The 17,946-nt window shown below is 70.8% G+C and carries 17 protein-coding genes; 8 read left to right on the top strand and 9 right to left on the bottom strand.

Annotated features, from left to right (window positions below; genetic code table 11):
- Nucleotides 1-133 precede the first annotated feature (133 nt).
- The 4 genes from AB0J55_RS07000 to AB0J55_RS07015 all read left to right on the top strand — a co-directional run bounded on the left by AB0J55_RS07000 (nucleotide 134) and on the right by AB0J55_RS07015 (nucleotide 4,861).
- Entirely contained in the window at nucleotides 134-664 is a 531-nt protein-coding gene (locus AB0J55_RS07000; protein WP_364243973.1) for a MarR family transcriptional regulator, read from the top strand.
- A complete protein-coding gene (locus AB0J55_RS07005; protein WP_364243976.1) occupies nucleotides 661-3,237 on the top strand; it encodes an MFS transporter in 2,577 nt (858 codons plus the stop codon). The genes AB0J55_RS07000 and AB0J55_RS07005 overlap by 4 nt, the downstream gene beginning before the upstream one ends.
- Nucleotides 3,234-4,055, top strand: a complete 822-nt coding sequence (locus AB0J55_RS07010) for a YceI family protein (protein ID WP_364243978.1) — start codon at nucleotides 3,234-3,236, stop codon at nucleotides 4,053-4,055. The genes AB0J55_RS07005 and AB0J55_RS07010 overlap by 4 nt, the downstream gene beginning before the upstream one ends.
- 131 nt (nucleotides 4,056-4,186) lie before the next feature.
- The gene (locus tag AB0J55_RS07015) at nucleotides 4,187-4,861 is read left to right on the top strand and encodes a DedA family protein (protein WP_364243981.1); all 675 of its coding nucleotides are present in this window, start codon (nucleotides 4,187-4,189) and stop codon (nucleotides 4,859-4,861) included.
- A 4-nt stretch (nucleotides 4,862-4,865) separates the two neighbouring features.
- Here AB0J55_RS07015 and AB0J55_RS07020 read toward each other — a convergent pair whose 3' ends face one another.
- From AB0J55_RS07020 to AB0J55_RS07055, 8 genes are all read right to left on the bottom strand, one after another.
- Complete coding sequence (locus tag AB0J55_RS07020) at nucleotides 4,866-5,279, bottom strand: VOC family protein (protein ID WP_364243984.1); 414 nt, start codon at nucleotides 5,277-5,279, stop codon at nucleotides 4,866-4,868.
- 155 nt (nucleotides 5,280-5,434) lie between these two features.
- Nucleotides 5,435-6,451 carry a 2-oxoglutarate and iron-dependent oxygenase domain-containing protein gene (locus AB0J55_RS07025; RefSeq protein ID WP_364243987.1) on the bottom strand — a complete coding sequence of 339 codons (1,017 nt, stop codon included), beginning with the start codon at nucleotides 6,449-6,451 and terminating at the stop codon, nucleotides 5,435-5,437.
- Nucleotides 6,452-6,523: 72 nt separating this feature from the next.
- Nucleotides 6,524-7,264, bottom strand: a complete 741-nt coding sequence (locus AB0J55_RS07030) for an SDR family oxidoreductase (protein ID WP_364243989.1) — start codon at nucleotides 7,262-7,264, stop codon at nucleotides 6,524-6,526.
- On the bottom strand, nucleotides 7,261-7,896 hold the full coding sequence (locus AB0J55_RS07035) for a nucleoside/nucleotide kinase family protein (RefSeq protein ID WP_043787338.1): 636 nt from the start codon (nucleotides 7,894-7,896) through the stop codon (nucleotides 7,261-7,263). The genes AB0J55_RS07030 and AB0J55_RS07035 overlap by 4 nt, the downstream gene beginning before the upstream one ends.
- A complete protein-coding gene (locus AB0J55_RS07040; RefSeq protein ID WP_364243992.1) occupies nucleotides 7,893-8,726 on the bottom strand; it encodes a PfkB family carbohydrate kinase in 834 nt (277 codons plus the stop codon). Before AB0J55_RS07040 ends, AB0J55_RS07035 begins: the two co-directional genes overlap by 4 nt.
- Nucleotides 8,723-9,532: an ATP-binding cassette domain-containing protein gene (locus AB0J55_RS07045; RefSeq protein ID WP_364243995.1), complete on the bottom strand. Its 810-nt coding sequence runs from the start codon at nucleotides 9,530-9,532 to the stop codon at nucleotides 8,723-8,725. Before AB0J55_RS07045 ends, AB0J55_RS07040 begins: the two co-directional genes overlap by 4 nt.
- Complete coding sequence (locus AB0J55_RS07050) at nucleotides 9,529-10,521, bottom strand: ABC transporter permease (protein ID WP_364243998.1); 993 nt, start codon at nucleotides 10,519-10,521, stop codon at nucleotides 9,529-9,531. The genes AB0J55_RS07045 and AB0J55_RS07050 overlap by 4 nt, the downstream gene beginning before the upstream one ends.
- Nucleotides 10,518-11,534, bottom strand: coding sequence for a substrate-binding domain-containing protein (locus AB0J55_RS07055; protein WP_364244001.1), 1,017 nt, complete (start codon nucleotides 11,532-11,534; stop codon nucleotides 10,518-10,520). Before AB0J55_RS07055 ends, AB0J55_RS07050 begins: the two co-directional genes overlap by 4 nt.
- 106 nt (nucleotides 11,535-11,640) lie before the next feature.
- Here AB0J55_RS07055 and AB0J55_RS07060 point away from each other — a divergent pair, with 106 nt between their 5' ends.
- Together AB0J55_RS07060 and AB0J55_RS07065 are read left to right on the top strand one after the other, a co-directional pair.
- Nucleotides 11,641-12,678, top strand: a complete 1,038-nt coding sequence (locus AB0J55_RS07060) for a LacI family DNA-binding transcriptional regulator (RefSeq protein ID WP_364244003.1) — start codon at nucleotides 11,641-11,643, stop codon at nucleotides 12,676-12,678.
- Between the two features lie 69 nt (nucleotides 12,679-12,747).
- Entirely contained in the window at nucleotides 12,748-13,614 is an 867-nt protein-coding gene (locus AB0J55_RS07065; RefSeq protein ID WP_364244006.1) for a substrate-binding domain-containing protein, read from the top strand.
- Between the two features lie 53 nt (nucleotides 13,615-13,667).
- Here AB0J55_RS07065 and AB0J55_RS07070 read toward each other — a convergent pair whose 3' ends face one another.
- Complete coding sequence (locus tag AB0J55_RS07070) at nucleotides 13,668-14,657, bottom strand: glycoside hydrolase family 76 protein (RefSeq protein WP_364244008.1); 990 nt, start codon at nucleotides 14,655-14,657, stop codon at nucleotides 13,668-13,670.
- Nucleotides 14,658-14,708: 51 nt separating this feature from the next.
- Between AB0J55_RS07070 and AB0J55_RS07075 the strand changes: the two genes are divergently transcribed.
- Together AB0J55_RS07075 and AB0J55_RS07080 are read left to right on the top strand one after the other, a co-directional pair.
- Nucleotides 14,709-16,844 (top strand): molybdopterin-dependent oxidoreductase, encoded by a 2,136-nt coding sequence (locus AB0J55_RS07075; RefSeq protein WP_364244011.1) that lies wholly within the window; start codon nucleotides 14,709-14,711, stop codon nucleotides 16,842-16,844.
- A gap of 130 nt (nucleotides 16,845-16,974) precedes the next feature.
- On the top strand, nucleotides 16,975-17,943 hold the full coding sequence (locus AB0J55_RS07080) for a cellulase family glycosylhydrolase (protein WP_364244014.1): 969 nt from the start codon (nucleotides 16,975-16,977) through the stop codon (nucleotides 17,941-17,943).
- Nucleotides 17,944-17,946 lie beyond the last annotated feature (3 nt).

Here is a 17,946-nt window from a genome sequence, read left to right on the forward strand (position 1 = left end):
TCTGCTTGCATACGGCAACTAAAGTGTGTTGTGCCACATCACGAGGTACTCCGCTTGCAGAACAGCTGTCAAAGGCACATCCTTGCCTGAGGCAACTAGTTGCAGCCACCAACCAACGCCGTGAAGGATCACCATGGCACCGAACAGCTCCGCCATCCGGCCGACGGCCGAACTGGACCTGGCCGACCAGCTCGGGCACGAGCTCGTCCGCCTCGTCCGGCTGATCAACAAGGCGAAGTCGCAGGTCGCCAAGCAGGGTCCGGACGGCATCGAACGGGCGGCGTACGCAATCCTCTTCACCCTCATCCACGAGGGCCCGCAGCGCACCAGCCGGCTCGCCGAGTCGCTCCACTCGGAGATCTCGACGATCAGCAGGCAGTCGAGCTCGCTCGTCCAGCACGGCCTGGTCGAGCGGCAGGCCGACCCGGAAGACGGCCGGGCCTGCCTGCTCGCGCCGACGACCGAGGGCATGCGGGTGTTCGAAGAGAACCGCAAGCAGCGCAACCAGTGGCTGGCCGAAGTGCTCGGGGACTGGACCGACGGGGAAATCCAGACCCTGAACCGGCTCTTCGCCCGGCTCAACACAGGTATCGAGAACCACTCTCCACAGCTGGCCGACGCGCACGCGTCCGCCGGTGCACCGGCCAAGGGGGCCAACGCATGAGCACCACCACCGAAACGGCACCCGCCGAGGCGGGGCAACCACCCCGGCTGAGCCACCGCCAGATCGTCACGATCCTGAGCGGCCTGATGTGCGGCATGTTCCTCGCCGCGCTCGACCAGACGATCGTCGGCACGTCGATCGTCAAGATCGCCAACGACCTGCACGGCTTCGACCTGCAGGCGTGGGCGACCACGGCGTACCTGATCACCTCGACGATCGTCACGCCGATCTACGGCAAGCTGTCCGACATCTACGGCCGCAAGCCGTTCTACCTGGCCGCGATCGGCATCTTCGTCGCCGGCTCGCTCGCTTCGACGTTCGCGACGTCGATGTACCAGCTCGCCGCGTTCCGCGCGGTGCAGGGCCTCGGCGCCGGCGGTCTGATGTCGCTGGCCATGACCATCCTCGGCGACATCGTGCCGCCGCGTGAGCGGGCCAAGTACCAGGGCTACATCCTGGCCGTGTTCGGCCTGTCGACCGTGCTCGGCCCGGTGCTGGGCGGCTTCTTCGCCGGCATCGACACCCTGGCCGGCCTGCACGGCTGGCGCTGGGTCTTCCTGATCAACGTCCCGATCGGCGTCATCGCGCTGTTCGTCGTGGCCAGGGTGCTGAACGTGCCGCACGAGCGGCACGAGCACAAGATCGACTGGTGGGGCGCGCTGACGATGATCGTCGCGGTCGTGCCGTTCCTGATCGTCGCCGAGCAGGGCCAGAAGTGGGGCTGGGGCGACCAGAAGGCCATCCTCTGCTACGTCATCGGCGGCGTCGGCGTCATCGCGTTCATCGTGGTCGAGCGGCTGATGAAGGACGCCGCGCTGATCCCGCTGCGGCTGTTCAAGAACTCGACGTTCACCGTGGCCATCATCGGCGGTGTCATCGTCGGTGTCGCGATGTTCGGCGCGATCACGATGATCCCGCAGTTCATGCAGGTCGTGCAGAACTACACGCCGACCGAGTCCGGCCTGCTGATGCTGCCGCTGATGGCGGGCATCATGCTCAGCTCGATCGTCTCCGGCCGGATCACCGGGAAGACCGGGCGCTACAAGGTGTTCCCGATCGTCGGCACCGTCATGATCGCCGCCGGTGCTTTCTTCTTCGCCCAGGTCAAGTACGACTCGGCGCTGTGGCACCCGCTGGTCGCGGCGGCCATCATCGGCCTCGGCCTCGGCCAGTGCATGCAGACGCTGATCATCGCGGTGCAGAACGCCGGCCCGCGCAGCGACATGGGCGTCTCGACCGCGTCGGCGACGTTCTTCCGCCAGATCGGTGGTACCGCCGGTGTCGCGATCTTCCTGACGGTCCTGTTCAACACCCTGCTGCCCAACATCACGAAGGCGTTCGGCGGGCAGCTGCCCGCCGGGGCCGGCGCGGGCATCGGCAACCTGTCGGAGAACACCAGCGGCATCTGGAACCTGCCCGAGGCGATCCGGACCCCGGTGCTGATCGGCTTCACCGAGTCGATCACCACGGTGTTCTACATCGCGGGCGGCGTGGCCCTGCTGGCGACCGTGGTGCTGCTGTTCATGAAGGAGATCCCGCTGACCAACGCGGCCCCGGCCGCGGCGGCCATGGAAGGCGGCGAAGCGCTGCTCGAGGCGGACGACCACGCCGACGAGCCGACCGAGATCGTCGAGCCGGTGCGCCCGGCCGACCGCGAACCGGCCCTGGTCGGCGGCGGGCGGCACGCGCTGAGCACCAACGGGCACGGCGACTACCAGGCCGTGTCGGGCGCGCTGCCGATCACGAACTCCGTGGCCGAGTCCGAGCTCGACACGCCCGTCGGCGCGGGTGGCCTGCCGGTGACCGGCCACATCCGGCGGCAGGACGGCAGCCACGTCGCGGGTGCGGCGCTGACCCTGATCGACCAGCGTGGCCGCCAGGTCGCGCGGGCCACCGGGGCCGCCGACGGCAGCTACTCGGTGCCCAGCCAGGGCCCGGGCGCGTACGTGCTCATCGTGTCCGCGCACGGCCACCAGCCGCAGGCCTCCAGCGTCGTGCTCAGCAACGGGCCGGCCACGGTCGACGTCACGCTCACCGGGTCCGGCGAGCTGACCGGCACCGTGCGGGCGGCCGCCACCGGCCAGCCACTGCCGAACGTGACGGTGACGCTGACCGACGGCCGCGGCGAGGTGAACGGCGCGTTCATCACGACCACCGACGGCACCTACGCCTTCGTCGGGGTCGGCGCCGGGGCCTACACCCTGGTCGCCAGCGGCGCGGGCTACCGGCCCGTCGCACTGACGCTCACCGTGCCCGACAGCGGCGTGCTGCGCCACGACGTCGAGCTCGCCAGCTCGGTGCAGCTGTCCGGCACCGCGCGGACCGAAGGCGACCGGATCGTGCCGGACGCGCGGATCACCGTGCTCGACGCCGAAGGCAACGTGGCCGCGGTCGCGCGAACCGACGGCGAAGGCCGGTACGTGGTCAGCGACCTGCCCGCGGGCGCGTACACCGTGGTCGCGAGCGGCTACCCGCCGGCGACCAGCCAGGTGGAGCTGACCGGCGGCGAAGCGGACCACGACGTCCGGCTGAGCTACGACCAGGCCCTCGACGAGCTGGTCGACCGGTCATGACCGGCCTGCGCGCGACGCTGCGCACGGCCGAGGGCTGGGTGGTGGAGCACGCGGTGCTCACCGTCACCGACCCGGCCGGGCGGCAGGTCGCCCGGCAGGCGGCCGACGTCCGCGGCGAGGTCGTCACCGACGCCCTCGCGCCGGGCGTCTACACCGCCGTCGTCACGGCGGCCGGGTACACCCCGGTCGCCCGGACGGTCCAGGTCGCCTCGGACGGCAGCGGCTCGCTCGGCGACGTCGTGCTGGCCCCGGTCGCCGAGGCGATCGAGCTGCCGCCCGCCGGGCCGTGGGTGATCGACCCGATCCACTCGTCGGTGGTCGCGACCGCCCGGCACCTGGGCATCGCGAGCATCAAGGCGCGGTTCCCGGACGTCTCGGGCCGGATCGAGATCGGCCGCCCGGCCGAGCGGTCGTCGGTGCACGCCGAGATCAAGGCGGCGAGCATCGAAACCGGCATCAAGATGCGCGACGACCACCTGCGCTCGCCGGACTTCCTCGACGTCGACGTGCACCCGGTGATCACGTTCACCAGCACCGGCCTGCGCCAGCGCGGTGTGGACTCGTGGACGCTGCTGGGCGAGCTGACGCTGCACGGCGAGCGCCGCGAGGTCGAGCTCGAGCTGACCTACGGCGGCTGGGGCCCGGACCCGTGGGGCGGCGTGCGCACCGCGTTCCACGCCGAGACGACGCTGCACCGGAACGACTTCGCGATCAACTACAGCGCGCTGGCCCGGGCCGGTGTCGCGGTGGTCGGCACGACCGTGAAGGTGGAGCTGGACATCGAAGCGGTGCAGGGCGAGACGCTGCCGCAGTTCTGAGCCGGCTGCGGGGAAGGCCCTCTCACCACTGGGTGAGGGGGCCTTCACCGTTCGTGAAAGCTGAAACTTCCGGAGGGCTCGATTTGACCGTTCGCCGCGGGCCGTTCACCCGGGCCACGTAGGCTCGCGGGGTGAACGTCGTGAGCACCGAGGCCGCGGGCGTCGGCGTGAGCTGGCTGGACACCGCCGGACCGCTGCTCGTCTGGGTGATCGTGCTGAGCTTCGTGCTGGTCGAGTGCGCGCTGATCATCGGGCTGTTCCTGCCCGGTGACTCGCTCCTGTTCGGCGCGGGCGTGGTGCTGGCCCAGCACGGTTCGGACGCCAACGCGTGGTTCCTGTCGGGAGCCGCGCTGATCGTCGCCGTCCTCGGCAACCAGATCGGGTACTACATCGGCCGCGGCAGCGGGACGAAGCTCATCGCGCGGCGCGACGGCAAGGTGCTGAACCGGCACAACCTCGAGCGCGCGCAACGGTTCCTGGACCGCAAGGGCTTCTTCGCGATCGTGGCGGCCCGGTGGATCCCGTGGATCCGCACCCTGGCCCCGCTGATCGCCGGCGCCGCCCGGATGGACCCGCGCCGGTTCCTGGCGGCGACCGCGCTCGGCGGCCTGCTCTGGGTGCCGACACTGGTGCTGCTCGGCTACTACGGCGCCGGCCTGCTGGACGCACTGCCGTGGCTGAAGACGGCCGCGCTGTGGATCAGCATCGCGTTCTTCGTGTTCGGCACGGGGTACGGCGTGCTGCGCTACCGCCAGGAGATGCGGCGCCCGGTGGACGAGCGGGACGACAGCAACGCCCGCGCCTGAGCCCTCAGAGCTGCGGGTCGGTCCAGATTTCGAGCTGGATGCCGTCGGGGTCGCGGAACACGATCACCCGCGACCCCTCGAACGTGCGTGACGGCGCGGCCGGGAGGTAGGAGACGCCGAACTCCTGGAGCCGGCATTCCCATTCGGCCAGCTCGGCGGCCGAATGCACCCGGAAGGCGACGTGGTCCAGACCGGTCCGGCGCTCGTCGAACCCGCGCCGGCCGGTGTCCGCGTGCTGTACCAGGACCACGGAGAACTCGTCACCGGCCGAGCGCAGCACGACCTTGCGCAGTCCCGTGTCCGGCTCTTCGCGCCGGGTGACCTCCTCGAGGTCGAGGACACGCACGTACCACGGCACGCTGCGGTCCACGTCGGTCACGGTGAGCGCGAGGTGGTGCACGGACATGAGTTTGGCCATGGCTTCCGAAGCCGTCCTTTCGCGTGGCGGCTTCCCAGAGTTGCACAGCGTTCGACGCGCAAAACGCGAGTGACCAAGTTCCCCGTCCGATCGTGATCTCGCCGTCTCCGGCCGTCTCACCAGACGGACGAAACCCACTCAGTGCAACTGATCTCTCACGCGGGGTCACGAATACGATCCAGCACGGCCAGCCGTCCCTCGCGCTCGATCCGCCGGGTCGTCACCCGGTCCGGGTAACAGCGCGTGAACATGTTCGTGAAGTGCGTCCCGTAGTGGATGACCTCCTCCCCGCCCGCCAGTGGCCGGACGGTGGTGCCGAAGGACGGCTCGTGGAAGTACGCCAGCGTGTACCGCTCCCGGGCGGCGAGGCGGACCTTGTGCGGCGTCGACAGGAGGCGCCCGCCGGTGAGGAACTGCAGGATGTCACCGGGAAAGACGGTGAACACCGCCGGCTCGGGCTCGACGAAGTGCCACGGCTCGTCGTCCTGGTACATCCCGGCCGTGCTCTCCGACGGCAGCCAGTTGCGGTTGCGGTGCTCCCCGGGCACCGGCGGCCGGATGAAGAGCCCGCCGACGTCGTCCTGCGCGGCGATCACGAGCAGTCCGTAGTCGGTGTGCGCGCCGATCCCGCGTTCGGTGGTCGCGGACCGGGCGGGGAACCGCAGCACGCGCATGTGGTGCCAGCCCTGGCGGGTGAGCCGGGTCAGCCGGTCGATTTCCACGCCCAGCCCGAGCGCCACGAGCTGCAGCAGCCGCTCGCCGATGCTCCCCACCTCGCGGAGGTGGGCGGTCATCGCCGACCGGTAGCCCTCGTCCGGCCACGGCACCGGCCCGTGGCACGGCCAGCCGCCGGTGACGCGGGGGTCGTCGGCCGGGATGTCCGGGCAGACGGTGAAGATCTCGGAGAAGTCGGCTTCGCCCGCGGTCACCTCTTCCCCCGAAGCGATGTATCCGCTGTAGGTCAGGTCGCTGACGAACTTCGCCTTTTCCGGCAGCGACCGGGCGAAGAACCGGCGGCTTTCGGCGAGCGCTTCCCGGGTGATGCGGTCCTGCTCGCCGGTGGCCGCGACCTGGAAGATCCCGTCGGTCTCCCAGGTGCGGACCAGCTGGCGGCCCAGGATCCGGTCGACGGTCCGCCCGCCCACCGAATCGGGCAGCTCGAACGTACGCATGATGTGTCCACCTTTCGCGCGGTAGTGGGAACGCACCCCACACGAAAGCCGGGAAATGCCGGTTCACAAGGATCAGCGGCCGCCGCCGACCTCCAGCACCGCCCCCGTGGTGAACGACGACGCCTTCGAGAGCAGGAACAACACGGCTTCGGCGATTTCCGCCGGCTGCCCGGCGCGGCCCAGCGGAATCTGCGGCGCGTACTTCGCCATCCGGTCCGGCAAACCCGCGGCGGCGTGCAGTCCGGTGTGGATCATGCCGGGCCGGACGGAGTTCACGCGGATCCCGTCGCCGGCGACCTCCTGCGCGAGCCCGAAGGTCAGCGTGTCGACCGCGGCCTTCGACGCGGCGTAGTGCACCCACTCCCCGGCCGAGCCGGTGCGCGCGGCCGTCGACGAGATGTTCACGATCGCGCCGCCGTCGCCGCCGTGGCGCGTGGACATCCGGCGGACCGCCTCGCGGCAGCAGAGGAACACCCCGGTGACGTTGACGTCGAGGGTGCGCCGGACGACGTCGACCTCGTAGTCCGCCAGCCGGCCCGGGGTGTTGCCGACGATGGCCGCGTTGTTGACCAGCGCGGTGACCGGGCCCAGCTCGGCGGCCGCGTCGAACAGCGCGCGGACGTCGTCCTCGTCGGAGACGTCCGCGCGAAACGCCAGGGCTCGACGGCCCTGCGCACGCACCTCTTCGGCGACGGCTTCGGCGGGTTCGGGATCGCCCGAGTAGTTGACGACGACGTCGTAGCCGCGGGCGGCGGCCAGCGTGCAGATCGCCGCACCGATCCCGCGGCTGCCGCCGGTGACGACGAGGGTCAAATCGCGAAGTTCGCCAGCGGCAGGTTCTCCAGCACCAGGTCGGCGCGGTCGCGCGTCTGCGAGATGAGGTCGGCGTTGCGCTGGTCCGAACCGAGGGCCCGCTGCCGGGCCTCGACCAGCGAACGGCCGTAGCGGCGGTGGCGCGACACGAGCCGCTCGATCCGTTCGGGCTCGTCCGGGGCGAGGAACCAGGCCTCGGTGAGCAACGGCCGGATCGCGCTCCACGGGTCGTCCGGCAGCAGCAGGTAGTTGCCCTCGGTGATCACGAGCTGGACCTCCGGCGGCACGGCGACGGCCCCGGCGATCGGCTCCTCGATCTCGCGGCGGAACTCCGGCGCGTACACCGTTTCGCGGCCTTCGGCGAGGCGGCGGATCAGGTGGTAGTAGCCCGCGGCGTCGAAGGTGTCCGGGGCGCCCTTGCGCTCGGTGCGGCCCAGCCGGCGCAGCTCGACCTGCGCCAGGTGGAAGCCGTCCATGCCGACCACGGCCGCGCGGGAGCCGAGCGCGTTGGCCAGCGCCCAGGCCAGCGTGGTCTTGCCCGACGCGGGCGCGCCCACGATGCCGAGCACGTTGCGCTGCCCGCGCACGGTCAGGCCCTCGGCCCGGGCCAGCAGGTCGTCGAACGCCGTCATGTCCTGTTCCTTCCTGCGATCGCGGTCGTCCACGACCGCGGTCCCACATGCCGCACCCGTTCGGCGGCCACCTCGTTGGCGAAGCGGATCCGGTCCGTCACCGTCGGTTCGCGCACCACGGCCACGGCGAGCGCGCCGTGCCAGACGTCGCCCGCACCTAGTGTGTCCCGCGCTTCCACGGCGGGCACAGGCACCTCACCCGAGCCGCCGTCCGCAGTGGACCAGCGCACCGGACCGGGCCCCGCGGTGGTGATCACGGTCGGGACGCCCCGCTGGTGGAGGCCGGGTTCCGGCGCGCTGAAGTGCGCGGAGCACGCGGCCACGTCGACCAGGGGCAGCAGCTCGTCGAGCACGGGCTTCCAGCTCCCGGCGTCGAGCACGACCGGGACGTCCCCGGCCGCGCGGGCGACCGACAGCGCGAGGCCGGGGTGGTGGCCGTCGACGAGCACCACGTCCGCGTCGACCGTGCCGTCCCAAGTGGCTTCGGAGCCGGCCGCGTTGCGGGAGACGACCGTCCGCTCGCCGTCCCGATCGCGGACGGCGGCCGCGCTGACCGCCGGCGGTCCGGCCCGCCCGGGGTCCAGGTCGACGACCCGGACGCCGTGGGCTTCGAGGTCGGCGCGGGCGAGCGCGGCCAGCGGGTGTGCGCCGAGGACGGTCAGCAGGGTCGCCTCGGCGCCGAGCGCGGCCGCCGTCACCGCGGCGTTCGTCGCGGGGCCGCCCGCGGCGACGTCCACCTGCAGCGACTGCACCTTCTCGCCCGGCGCCGGCAGCTCCTCGACCCGCTGGACCAGGTCCACGGTGCACAGTCCCGCCAGCAGCACTCTCACTTCAAGCCGGCCACGTGCGTCGCAGCCGCCGCTTCTTCCACTTCGCCGTTCTCGTTGAGCCGCAGGGCCCCGGTGAGCAGGCCGACGACCTGGTTCATCGAGTGCGTCTTCGGCGAGACGACCGCGACGCGCCTGCCGAGGCGGTGCACGTGGATGCGGTCGGCGATGTCGAACACGTGCGGCATGTTGTGGCTGATCAGCACCACCGGCAGGCCGCGGTCGCGGATCCGGCCGATCAGGTCGAGCACCTTGCCGGACTCGGCGACACCCAACGCGGCGGTGGGCTCGTCCATGATCACGGCCTTGGTGCCGAACGCGGCCGCGCGGGCCACCGCGACACCCTGGCGCTGACCGCCGGAGAGCGTCTCGACCGGCTGGCTGATCGACTTGATGTTGATGCCCAGCTCGTCGAGGATCCGCTGCGCCTCGGCCCGCATGGTCGCGGTGTCGAGCTTGCGGAACAGCCCGAACGGGCCCTTGAGGCGCTTTTCCCGGCCCAGGAACATGTTCGACGCGATGTCGAGCGCGGGCGCGACGGCGAGGTCCTGGTACACCGTCTCGATGCCGTAGTGGCGAGCGTCCAAAGGGGACTTGAAGTGGACGGTCCTCCCGTCCACTTTGATCTCCCCCTCGTCCGGGATCACCGCCCCGGACAGGGTTTTGATGAGCGACGACTTCCCGGCGCCGTTGTCCCCGACCACGGCGAGCACCTCGCCGGGCAGCAGGTCGAAGTCGGCGCCGTCGATGGCGGTCACCCGGCCGTAGCGCTTCACCAGTCCACGGGCTTGCAGGATCGGTTCGGTCATGACTGCTGCTGCCTCCTCGCGATCCGGTCCACCACGACGGCGGCGATGAGCAGGGCGCCGGTGGCGAGGTCCTGGTAGTTGCCGTCGACGTTCATCTGCGTCAGCCCCGACCGCAGCACCGCCACGACCAGCGCACCCATCAGCGTCCCGAGCACCGAGCCGCGGCCGCCGAAGAGGCTCGTCCCGCCGAGGACGACGGCGGTGATCGAGTCGAGGTTGCCGAGCTGGAACTGGTTCGGGTCGGCGTTCGGCGTCCGGCCGAGCGCCTGCCAGGCCGCGATGCCGAAGGTCAGGCCGGCCACGATGTACACCGAGAGCACCGTGCGGTTGACCTTGATGCCGGACAGCCGCGCGGACTCCGGCGCGTTGCCGACCGCGTAGACGTGCTTGCCCCACGCCGTTTTCGTCAGCGCGTACCAGACGCCGAGGTACATCAGCAGCGCCAGCGTCATGCCGTAGGTGATCGGGATGCCGCCGAAGAGGTAGCGCTTGGTGCCGAGCCACTGGAGCACCCCGTCGGTCACCGGCACGGCCTGGCCGCCGGCGATCAGCTTCGACACCGCGGTCAGCATGGTGAACGTGCCGAGCGTGATGATGAACGCCGGCAGCTTGATCCGCGTGGCCAGCCCGCCGATGAAGATGCCGACGAGGATCGTCAGCACGACCCCGGCGAGCAGGGCGACGAAGCCGTTGGTCCCGGCCGCCGCGAGCTTCGCCATGATCAGCGTCGCGACGACCATCGAGGCCGCGTTGGACAGGTCGATGCCCGCGATGAGGATGACGAGGGTCTGTCCCAGCGCAAGCGTTCCGACGACCAGCGACTGCTGGACCACGGTGGACAGGTTGTCGAGGTCGAAGAACGTGTCCGTGGCCAGCGAGAACACCACGATCGCGACGACCAGGGCGAGCGCCGGGCCGACTGCGGGGGCGCGGAGCAGGAAGTCCCCGAGCGACTCGCGTTCCCTTGTGGACACTGTGGCCGTTGTCATTTCGCTCCTCCCCAGCAGTTCTGCAGGCCCCAGGCCGAGTCGTGGCTCTCGATGCCGGGCAGGGGCTTGTCGGTGATCACGGCGGACCCGGTGTTCACGAAACCGGACGGCTTCTTGCCGGTCTTCGCGTACTCGACGGCGGCGAGCACGCCCTGCTCGGCCATCTTCTTCGGGAACTGCATGACGGTGGCGGCGAACTGGCCGTCCTTGACGTTCTGGACGCCTTCGCAGCCGCCGTCGATCGAACCCATGACGATCTGGTTCGTGAGCCCGCGGGCCTTGAGCGCCGCGTACGCGCCGCGGCCCATCGGCTCGTTCATCGAGTAGACGGCGTTGATGTCGGTGCTGCGCTGCAGCAGGTTCTCCATGCCCTGCTGGGCCAGGCTCTGGTCGCCGTTGGCCGCGGTGTGGCCCTTGATCTCCGGCGAGCCGTCGGTCAGCCCGATGCCCTTGAGGAAGCCGCCGTGGCGCTGGGTGTCGACCGTGCTGCCCGCCGTGCCGTCGACCATCAGCAGCTTGGGCGGGGTGCCGGCCAGCGCGGCCTTGACGTAGGCGCCCTGCTGCTCGCCGGCCGCGAAGTTGTCGGTGGCGAAGGTGGCGTCGACGGCGTCGGCCGGTTCGGTGGCGGTGTCGAGGGCGATGACCAGGACCCCGGCGTCGCGGGCGTCCTTGATCGCCTTGAGCACGCCGGTGGACGAGCTGGGCGTGATCAGGATCGTGTTCGCGCCCTGCTGGCGGAGGTTCTCGATCGCGCGGACCTGGCCGTCGTTGTCGCCGTCGAACTGGCCGGCGAGCGCGCTGAAGTCGGCGCCGTTGGCCTGCGCGGCCGCTCTCGCGGCGTTGCGGAGTTCCACGAAGTAGGGGTTGGTGTCGGTCTTGGTGACCAGGCCGACCTTCGCCTTGCCGCTTCCGCCCGTGTTGGTGTTGCCACCCCAGTGGCGCTCCACCGTGCACCCGGTCGTCGCGGCGAGGACGGCGGCGAGCGTGAGCGCGGTGAGACTTCGCTGTCTCATGGATTCCCAGCCTTTGTTCTGTCGGGGCTTGCCGATGGTCGGGAAGGTAGACAGACTGCTCGGTGCGCGCAAGCGTTTGCGCAAACGCTTGCCGGAAAGGATCGGTATGGCCCAGTCGAAGTCATCGCGGCCGACCCAGCGGGACATCGCCGAGCTCGCGGGCGTCTCGATCACGACCGTCTCGCACGTGGTGAACGGGACGCGCGCGGTCGCCGAGGACACCAAGGCGGCGGTGCTGCGGGCGATCGAGACGACCGGCTACACCGGCGACGCGATCGCGCGTTCGCTGGTCACGGGCGGTACGCGGTCGATCGGGATGGCGATCTCGCTGGTGGCCAACCCGTACTTCGCGACGCTGATGCAGGCGATCGAGCGGGAGGCGTCGGCGCACGGCTACACCGTCCTGCTGGCCGACACCCACGACGCGGCGGACACGGAGCGTGACACCGTGCGGGCGCTGCGCTCCCGTCGCGTCGACGGCCTGCTCATCACCCCGGCCCCCGGCGACGGCCCGGTGATCGGCGAGCTGGTGTCCCTCGACGTGCCGACGGTGCTGATCGACCGGCTGTCCACCCGCACCGACGTCGACCAGGTCGGCTCGGAGAACATCCAGGCGACGTCGGCGCTGACCGCGCACCTGGCGACACTCGGGCACCGGCGGATCGGGATGATCAGCGGCGTGCCCGGGCTGTCGACGAGCGAGGAGCGCGTGCTGGGCTACCGGCTGGGGCTCGGCCGGTCCGGGCTCACGTGGTCGTCCGACCTCGTGGCCTGCGGGAACTCCTCGCGCGAGGGCGGCGCGCTGGCGTTGAGCACACTGCTGGCGCTGCCCGAGCCGCCGACGGCGCTGGTGGTCGGGAACGACAGCATGATGGTCGGGGTGCTGCACGAAGCTCGCCGGCGCGGGCTGCGGATCGGCCGCGACCTGCCGGTGGTGGTCTACGACGACGTCGAGTGGGCGGACTTGGTCGACCCGCCGCTGACGACGATGGCGCAGCCGATCGAGGAGATCGGCCGGCAGGCGGTGCGGCTGCTGCTGGCCCGGATCAACGACCCGGCGCGCAAGGCCGAGACGGTCCGGCTGGCCCCCACCCTGCGTCACCGGGAGTCGTGCGGCTGTCCCCCGGTTCACTCACTTCAGTGAATCTGGGTTCCTGACACTCCGGCGCGGCCGTTCAGCGGATACGTTTCCGCTGAGCGTCTGCGAGGGCTTATGACCGCACTTTCGCCGGAGCTCCGGTTGTGGGACCCCCCGGTCACCTACCGGATCGGCGTCGCGATGGGTGTTTCCGCGAACCCGTACTCGGGCGAGCTGCTGCGCGCGATCAGGGCGGCCGCGGCGCAGGCGGGGTGCGACGTCGTCCTGGCCGACACCGGCGACACCGCGAGCGAAGAGGCCGCGGTGGTGCGCGAGCTGCGCGCGGACCTGGTGGACGGCGTGCTGCTGGTCCCCTCGGCCGGCGACGAAGCGGTGGTCAACGGCCTGGTCCGGATGGGCGTGCCGACGGTGCTGGCCGACCGGGTGGCCGCCCGCAACGACGTCGACCAGGTGGGCACGGAGAACGTGCACGCGGTGGCGTCGCTGGTCCGGCACCTGACTTCACGCCGCCATCGGAAGATCGGGCTGATTTCGGGCGACGAGAACCTGGAGATCAGCCGCGAGCGCATCCGCGGCTACCGGCTGGGCCTGGAGCAGGCGGGGCTGCGGTTCAACCGCGAGCTGGTGGAGTGCGGGTTTTCGAACCCGGGCGGCGCCACCCGCGCCACGGCCAAGCTCCTGGACGGCTGGCCGTCCCCGACGGCACTGGTGGTGGCGGACGAGTCGATGCTGGTGGGCGTCCAGTACGAGGCCCACCGCCGGGGCATCCGCATCGGCTCGGAGCTGGCGGTGGTCGGCTACGGCGACATGGACTGGGCGCAGCGCGTGAGCCCGGCGGTGACCACCCTGGTCCAGCCGGCAGCGGACCTGGGGCGGCGGGCGGTCCAGCTGCTGATGTCCCGCATGGCGGACCCGGACCGGCCACCGGAGTCGGTGTGGCTGACCCCGAAATTCCTGCACGGCGCTTCCTGCGGCTGCTGAGCCCTGCCGCGGCCCCCGTGAGTGGGAAACAGTGTTCTAACGCTGTTTCTCACTCACGACAGCGTCGCCGCGGCCTCCAGGAGCATCCAGGCGCCCACCTGGACCGACATGTCCCGCTCGGGCGCGTCCTCCGGGAGGGGCCACGGGGCCGGGCGGTCCCAGTACGCGCTGAACACCAGGCCGGGCGCCGCACCTGACCAGCACGCCTCCGCCGACGTCAGGACCAGCGACCGGGCCGTTGCGGCTTCCGGGCCCGGCAGCGAACGAGCCGCCAGAGCCAGGTAGCGGGCCAGGATCGCCGCGAACAGGCCGCCGTCGCCGCCGCCCTGGCCACGGATGACACCCTCCGGGGCGAGGTGCTCCGCCACCGCCCGCACGGTCCGGGCCGCTTCGTCCACTAAGGACAGCTCCAGGCAGGCACCGAGGTAAACCCCTTGGCAGTAGGTGTAAATATGCTTCACCAGCTCACCGGTATCCGCCCGGATCCCGTCCCAGACCAGACCGGACACCGGATCGACCAAAGTGGACGTCAGCCACGAAGTCATCTCCCGGGCGCGGGACAGATTCCCCGATCGGGCGTGGAAGATCGCCGCCGGGCCGTTGGCCGGGGCGTTCTTGAAGTCGTCGCCGCGGCGCCACCAGATTCCGCCGCCCGCTGCCGCCGTCCAGCCCGAAAGGAGCTGCGCGTCGATCGCCGCCAGTGCCGGGCCGACGTCGATGCCCAGTGAGGAAACCCGTTGCAGCGCAAGGCCGAGCCACGCGATGTCGTCGTAGTAGTCATTCGTCCACCGACCGAAGTTGCGCAGCCGCACCGAACGCACGAACGAGCGGATCAACGCCAAGCGCGCAGCCGAAGGAGAACGCAACTGCGCGTCGACCAGGGTGTCCAGCAGGTGGGCCTGCCACCAGTAGTTCCAGTGCCAGTGCAGCCGCTGATCCAGCGCCGCCGGCCAGCGGCTGCGGCCGAGGACCGTGCCGGGCAGGCCCCACACCCGGCGCAGGTGCCGCGAAGTCACCGCGCGTTCCGCGGCCGAGACGTCCATGACGCAATCGTGCCTTGCCCATCCACATACCGCTCGGTATGTTCGGTGGTCATGACGACGGCCCACGTCACCTGCCCGCTGTGCGAAGCCACCTGCGGTCTCGAAGTGACGCTCGACGCGAACCAGCAGGTCACACGCGTCCAAGGGGACGAGCAGGACGTCTTTTCGCGGGGCTACATCTGCCCCAAGGGCGCGTCGCTCGGCGCGCTGCACCACGACCCCGACCGGCTGACTGCCCCGCTGCTCAAGCGCGACGGCGAGTTCGTCGAGGTCAGCTGGCAGGAGGCGTACGACGAGATCGCCCGCCGCCTCCCGCCGATCATCGAACAGCACGGCCGGGACGCCGTCGCCGTCTACGCGGGCAACCCCGGCGTGCACAACATCGCGCTGACGCTCTACGGCCGCGTGCTCTACAAAGCCTTGGGCACCAAGAACTTCTACAGCGCGACCTCGGTCGACCAGCTGCCGAAGCACTACTCCGCCGGCACGATGTTCGGCGACCCGCTGGCCATCCCGGTGCCCGACCTCGACCGGACGCGGCACCTGCTGATCCTCGGCGCCAACCCGCTCGTCTCCAACGGCAGCCTGATGACCGCGCCGGACATCCGCGGCCGGCTGCGCGGGATCCGCGAGCGCGGCGGCAAGATCGTCGTCGTCGACCCCCGCCGCACGCGCACCGCCCAGTTCGCCGACGAGCACCACGCCATCCGCCCCGGCACCGACGCGCTGCTGCTGTTCGCGCTGGTCAACGTCCTGTTCGCGGAAAACCTCGTCGCACCCGGGCGCCTGGCCGCACACCTCAACGGCCTCGACGACGTCCGCGCGCTGGCCCAGCCGTTCACGCCGGAGGCCGTCGCCCCGCGCACCGGGATCGACGCCGACGAGATCCGCCGGATGGCGCGGGAGCTGACCTCGGACAACGCCGTCGTCTACGGCCGGATCGGCACCACGACCCAGGCGTTCGGCACCATCGCGAGCTGGCTGGTCGACGTCCTCAACGTGCTCACCGGCCACCTCGACTCCCCGGGCGGCGCGATGTTCCCGCTGGCCGCGTGCCAGCCGACCGGGAACCGGCGGCCGTTCGCCGTCGGGCGCTGGCGCAGCCGTGTGCGCGGCCTCCCCGAGGTCGTCGGCGAACTGCCGGTCGCGACGCTCGCCGACGAGATCGAAACCCCGGGCGAGGGCCAGGTCCGCGCGCTGATCACGGTCAGCGGCAACCCCTGCCTGAGCACGCCGAACGCCGGGCGGCTGGCCGCGGCGCTCGGCACGCTCGACTTCATGATCTCGGTCGACGTCTACCTCAACGAGACGTCCCGCCACGCCGACGTCATCCTGCCCGGCCCGTCCCCGCTCGAGCGCCCGCACTTCGACCTGGCCTTCTACCAGCTGTCGATCCGCAACGTCGCCAACTGGACCCCCGCGACGCTGCCGTCGAAACTGCCGCAGGAGTGGGAGACCATGCTGCGGCTGACCGGCATCGTCGCCGGTCAGGGCCCGGAAGCCGACGTCGCGGCGCTCGACGAATTCGTCGCCGCCGACGTCGCCCGCCGCGCCGGGCTGGAGGTCACCCAGGACCGGACCGGGCCCGCGCGCCTGGTCGACCTGATGCTGCGGGCCGGCCCCTACGACGTCACGCTCGCCGACCTCGAAGCCGCGCCGCACGGGATGGACTTCGGGCCGCTGCAGCCGCGGATCCCCGAGGTGCTGTGCACCGCGTCCGGCCGGATCGAACTGGCACCCGAGGCGATCGTCGCCGACGTCCCGCGGTTGCGGGAAGAACTCGCGAAGGCCGCGGACGACGGGCTCGTGCTGATCGGGCGACGACACCTGAGCTCGAACAACTCGTGGATGCACAACCTGGCGCCGCTGGTCCGCGGCGGCAACCGGTGCACGGCCCAGGTGCACCCCGAAGACGCTGCCCGGCTGGGCCTCACCGACGGCGCCCTCGCGTCGGTGACTTCCCGCGCGGGCAAGCTCGAAATCCCGGTCGAGATCACCGACGAGGTGCGCCCGGGCGTGGTGAGCATCCCGCACGGCTGGGGCCACGACGTCGCCGGCTCGCGGACCCGGGTGGCGAACGCGAACCCGGGCGTCAACTCGAACCTGGTCGCCGACGAGACGCTGCTGGACGTTCCGTCCGGAACGTCGGTGTTGAACGGCATTCCCGTCGAGATCGCCCCCGCCTGACGCTGTGTTGTCCGGGCTCCGCCCCGAGCCGGGGGCTTCGCCACCCGGGGCCGCCGAAGGAACACTTGACACCGCGGCGAGCCGTCAAGGATTCTGCGACCGGCATGTTTACGTGAACATCGGAGTTCGCATGGCCCGCCTTCGTCCCTTGCTGCTCGTCCTGTTGCTCGTTTCCCTGGTCCAGGTCCCGCAGAGCGCGTCCGCCGCCACCAACGGCTTCCGCGGCGTCAACTGGGCGGACGCCCGCGACAACTACGTCGACGGGTGGGTGATCCCGACCGGTCTCACCGCCGGGGACAGCTACGACAGCGTCCGCAGCAAGGCGGACGGGATCATCAGCGGCTTCCAGCAGAAGCTCGGCGCGAACACCGTGCGGCTGCCGATCAACCCGCAGAGCGTCAATTCGGACTGGTGGGGGCGGTACAAGGGCGCCGCCGACTCGGCCCTGTCCCACGGCATGAAGGTCATCTTCGGCTACTGGGAAGCGAACAAGGACGGCTTCGTCGACGACGTCACCGCGTGGAACACCATGTGGGACAAGGTGACCGGCGACTACGGCGGCAACGGCAACGTCTACTTCGAACCGATGAACGAGCCGTTCGGCTACAGCCTGAACGCCTGGGTTTCCCTGTGCTCGACCTGGCTGTCCCGGCACTCGAACATCCCGCGGGGGCGGGTGCTGATCAGCGGCACCGGCTACAACGACAACGTGACCGGCGTCGGCGCGGCGAGCGCGTTGAACGGCACGCTGCTGTCGCTGCACTTCTACGGCTTCTGGGCCTCGGACACGACCCGCTCGGCGTGGACGGCGAACCTCAGCAACCGGCTCGGGTCGTACTCTTCCCGCACGATCATCGACGAGGCCGGCGCCCCGATGACGACCGGCCTGGACTACTCCGCCGGGCACCAGGACGGCAACAACTTCACCGCGTACTTCGCCGCCACGACGGACCTGGCGCGGTCCCGGCAGATGGGCGTCGTCTACTGGCCCGGCCTGCGTTCGGGCGACACGTACTCGATCACCCGCCAGAGCGGCAGCGGCCTGGAGACGAACAACGCGACCGGTGTGGTCCAGCTGCGCTGGGGCTGGGGCCTGTAGGCG

It is taken from the genome of Amycolatopsis sp. NPDC049688 (assembly GCF_040674975.1).
GTDB lineage: Bacteria > Actinomycetota > Actinomycetes > Mycobacteriales > Pseudonocardiaceae > Amycolatopsis.

Bases quoted from the DNA above. Each gene is read 5' to 3' on its own strand.
- AB0J55_RS07000 (WP_364243973.1), top strand. From the start codon at position 134: ATGGCACCGAACAGCTCCGCCATCCGGCCGACGGCCGAACTGGACCTG.
- AB0J55_RS07005 (WP_364243976.1), top strand. From the start codon at position 661: ATGAGCACCACCACCGAAACGGCACCCGCCGAGGCGGGGCAACCACCC.
- AB0J55_RS07010 (WP_364243978.1), top strand. From the start codon at position 3,234: ATGACCGGCCTGCGCGCGACGCTGCGCACGGCCGAGGGCTGGGTGGTG.
- AB0J55_RS07020 (WP_364243984.1), bottom strand. From the start codon at position 5,279: ATGGCCAAACTCATGTCCGTGCACCACCTCGCGCTCACCGTGACCGAC.
- AB0J55_RS07025 (WP_364243987.1), bottom strand. From the start codon at position 6,451: ATGCGTACGTTCGAGCTGCCCGATTCGGTGGGCGGGCGGACCGTCGAC.
- AB0J55_RS07035 (WP_043787338.1), bottom strand. From the start codon at position 7,896: ATGACGGCGTTCGACGACCTGCTGGCCCGGGCCGAGGGCCTGACCGTG.
- AB0J55_RS07045 (WP_364243995.1), bottom strand. From the start codon at position 9,532: ATGACCGAACCGATCCTGCAAGCCCGTGGACTGGTGAAGCGCTACGGC.
- AB0J55_RS07050 (WP_364243998.1), bottom strand. From the start codon at position 10,521: ATGACAACGGCCACAGTGTCCACAAGGGAACGCGAGTCGCTCGGGGAC.
- AB0J55_RS07055 (WP_364244001.1), bottom strand. From the start codon at position 11,534: ATGAGACAGCGAAGTCTCACCGCGCTCACGCTCGCCGCCGTCCTCGCC.
- AB0J55_RS07060 (WP_364244003.1), top strand. From the start codon at position 11,641: ATGGCCCAGTCGAAGTCATCGCGGCCGACCCAGCGGGACATCGCCGAG.
- AB0J55_RS07065 (WP_364244006.1), top strand. From the start codon at position 12,748: ATGACCGCACTTTCGCCGGAGCTCCGGTTGTGGGACCCCCCGGTCACC.
- AB0J55_RS07070 (WP_364244008.1), bottom strand. From the start codon at position 14,657: ATGGACGTCTCGGCCGCGGAACGCGCGGTGACTTCGCGGCACCTGCGC.
- AB0J55_RS07075 (WP_364244011.1), top strand. From the start codon at position 14,709: ATGACGACGGCCCACGTCACCTGCCCGCTGTGCGAAGCCACCTGCGGT.
- AB0J55_RS07080 (WP_364244014.1), top strand. From the start codon at position 16,975: ATGGCCCGCCTTCGTCCCTTGCTGCTCGTCCTGTTGCTCGTTTCCCTG.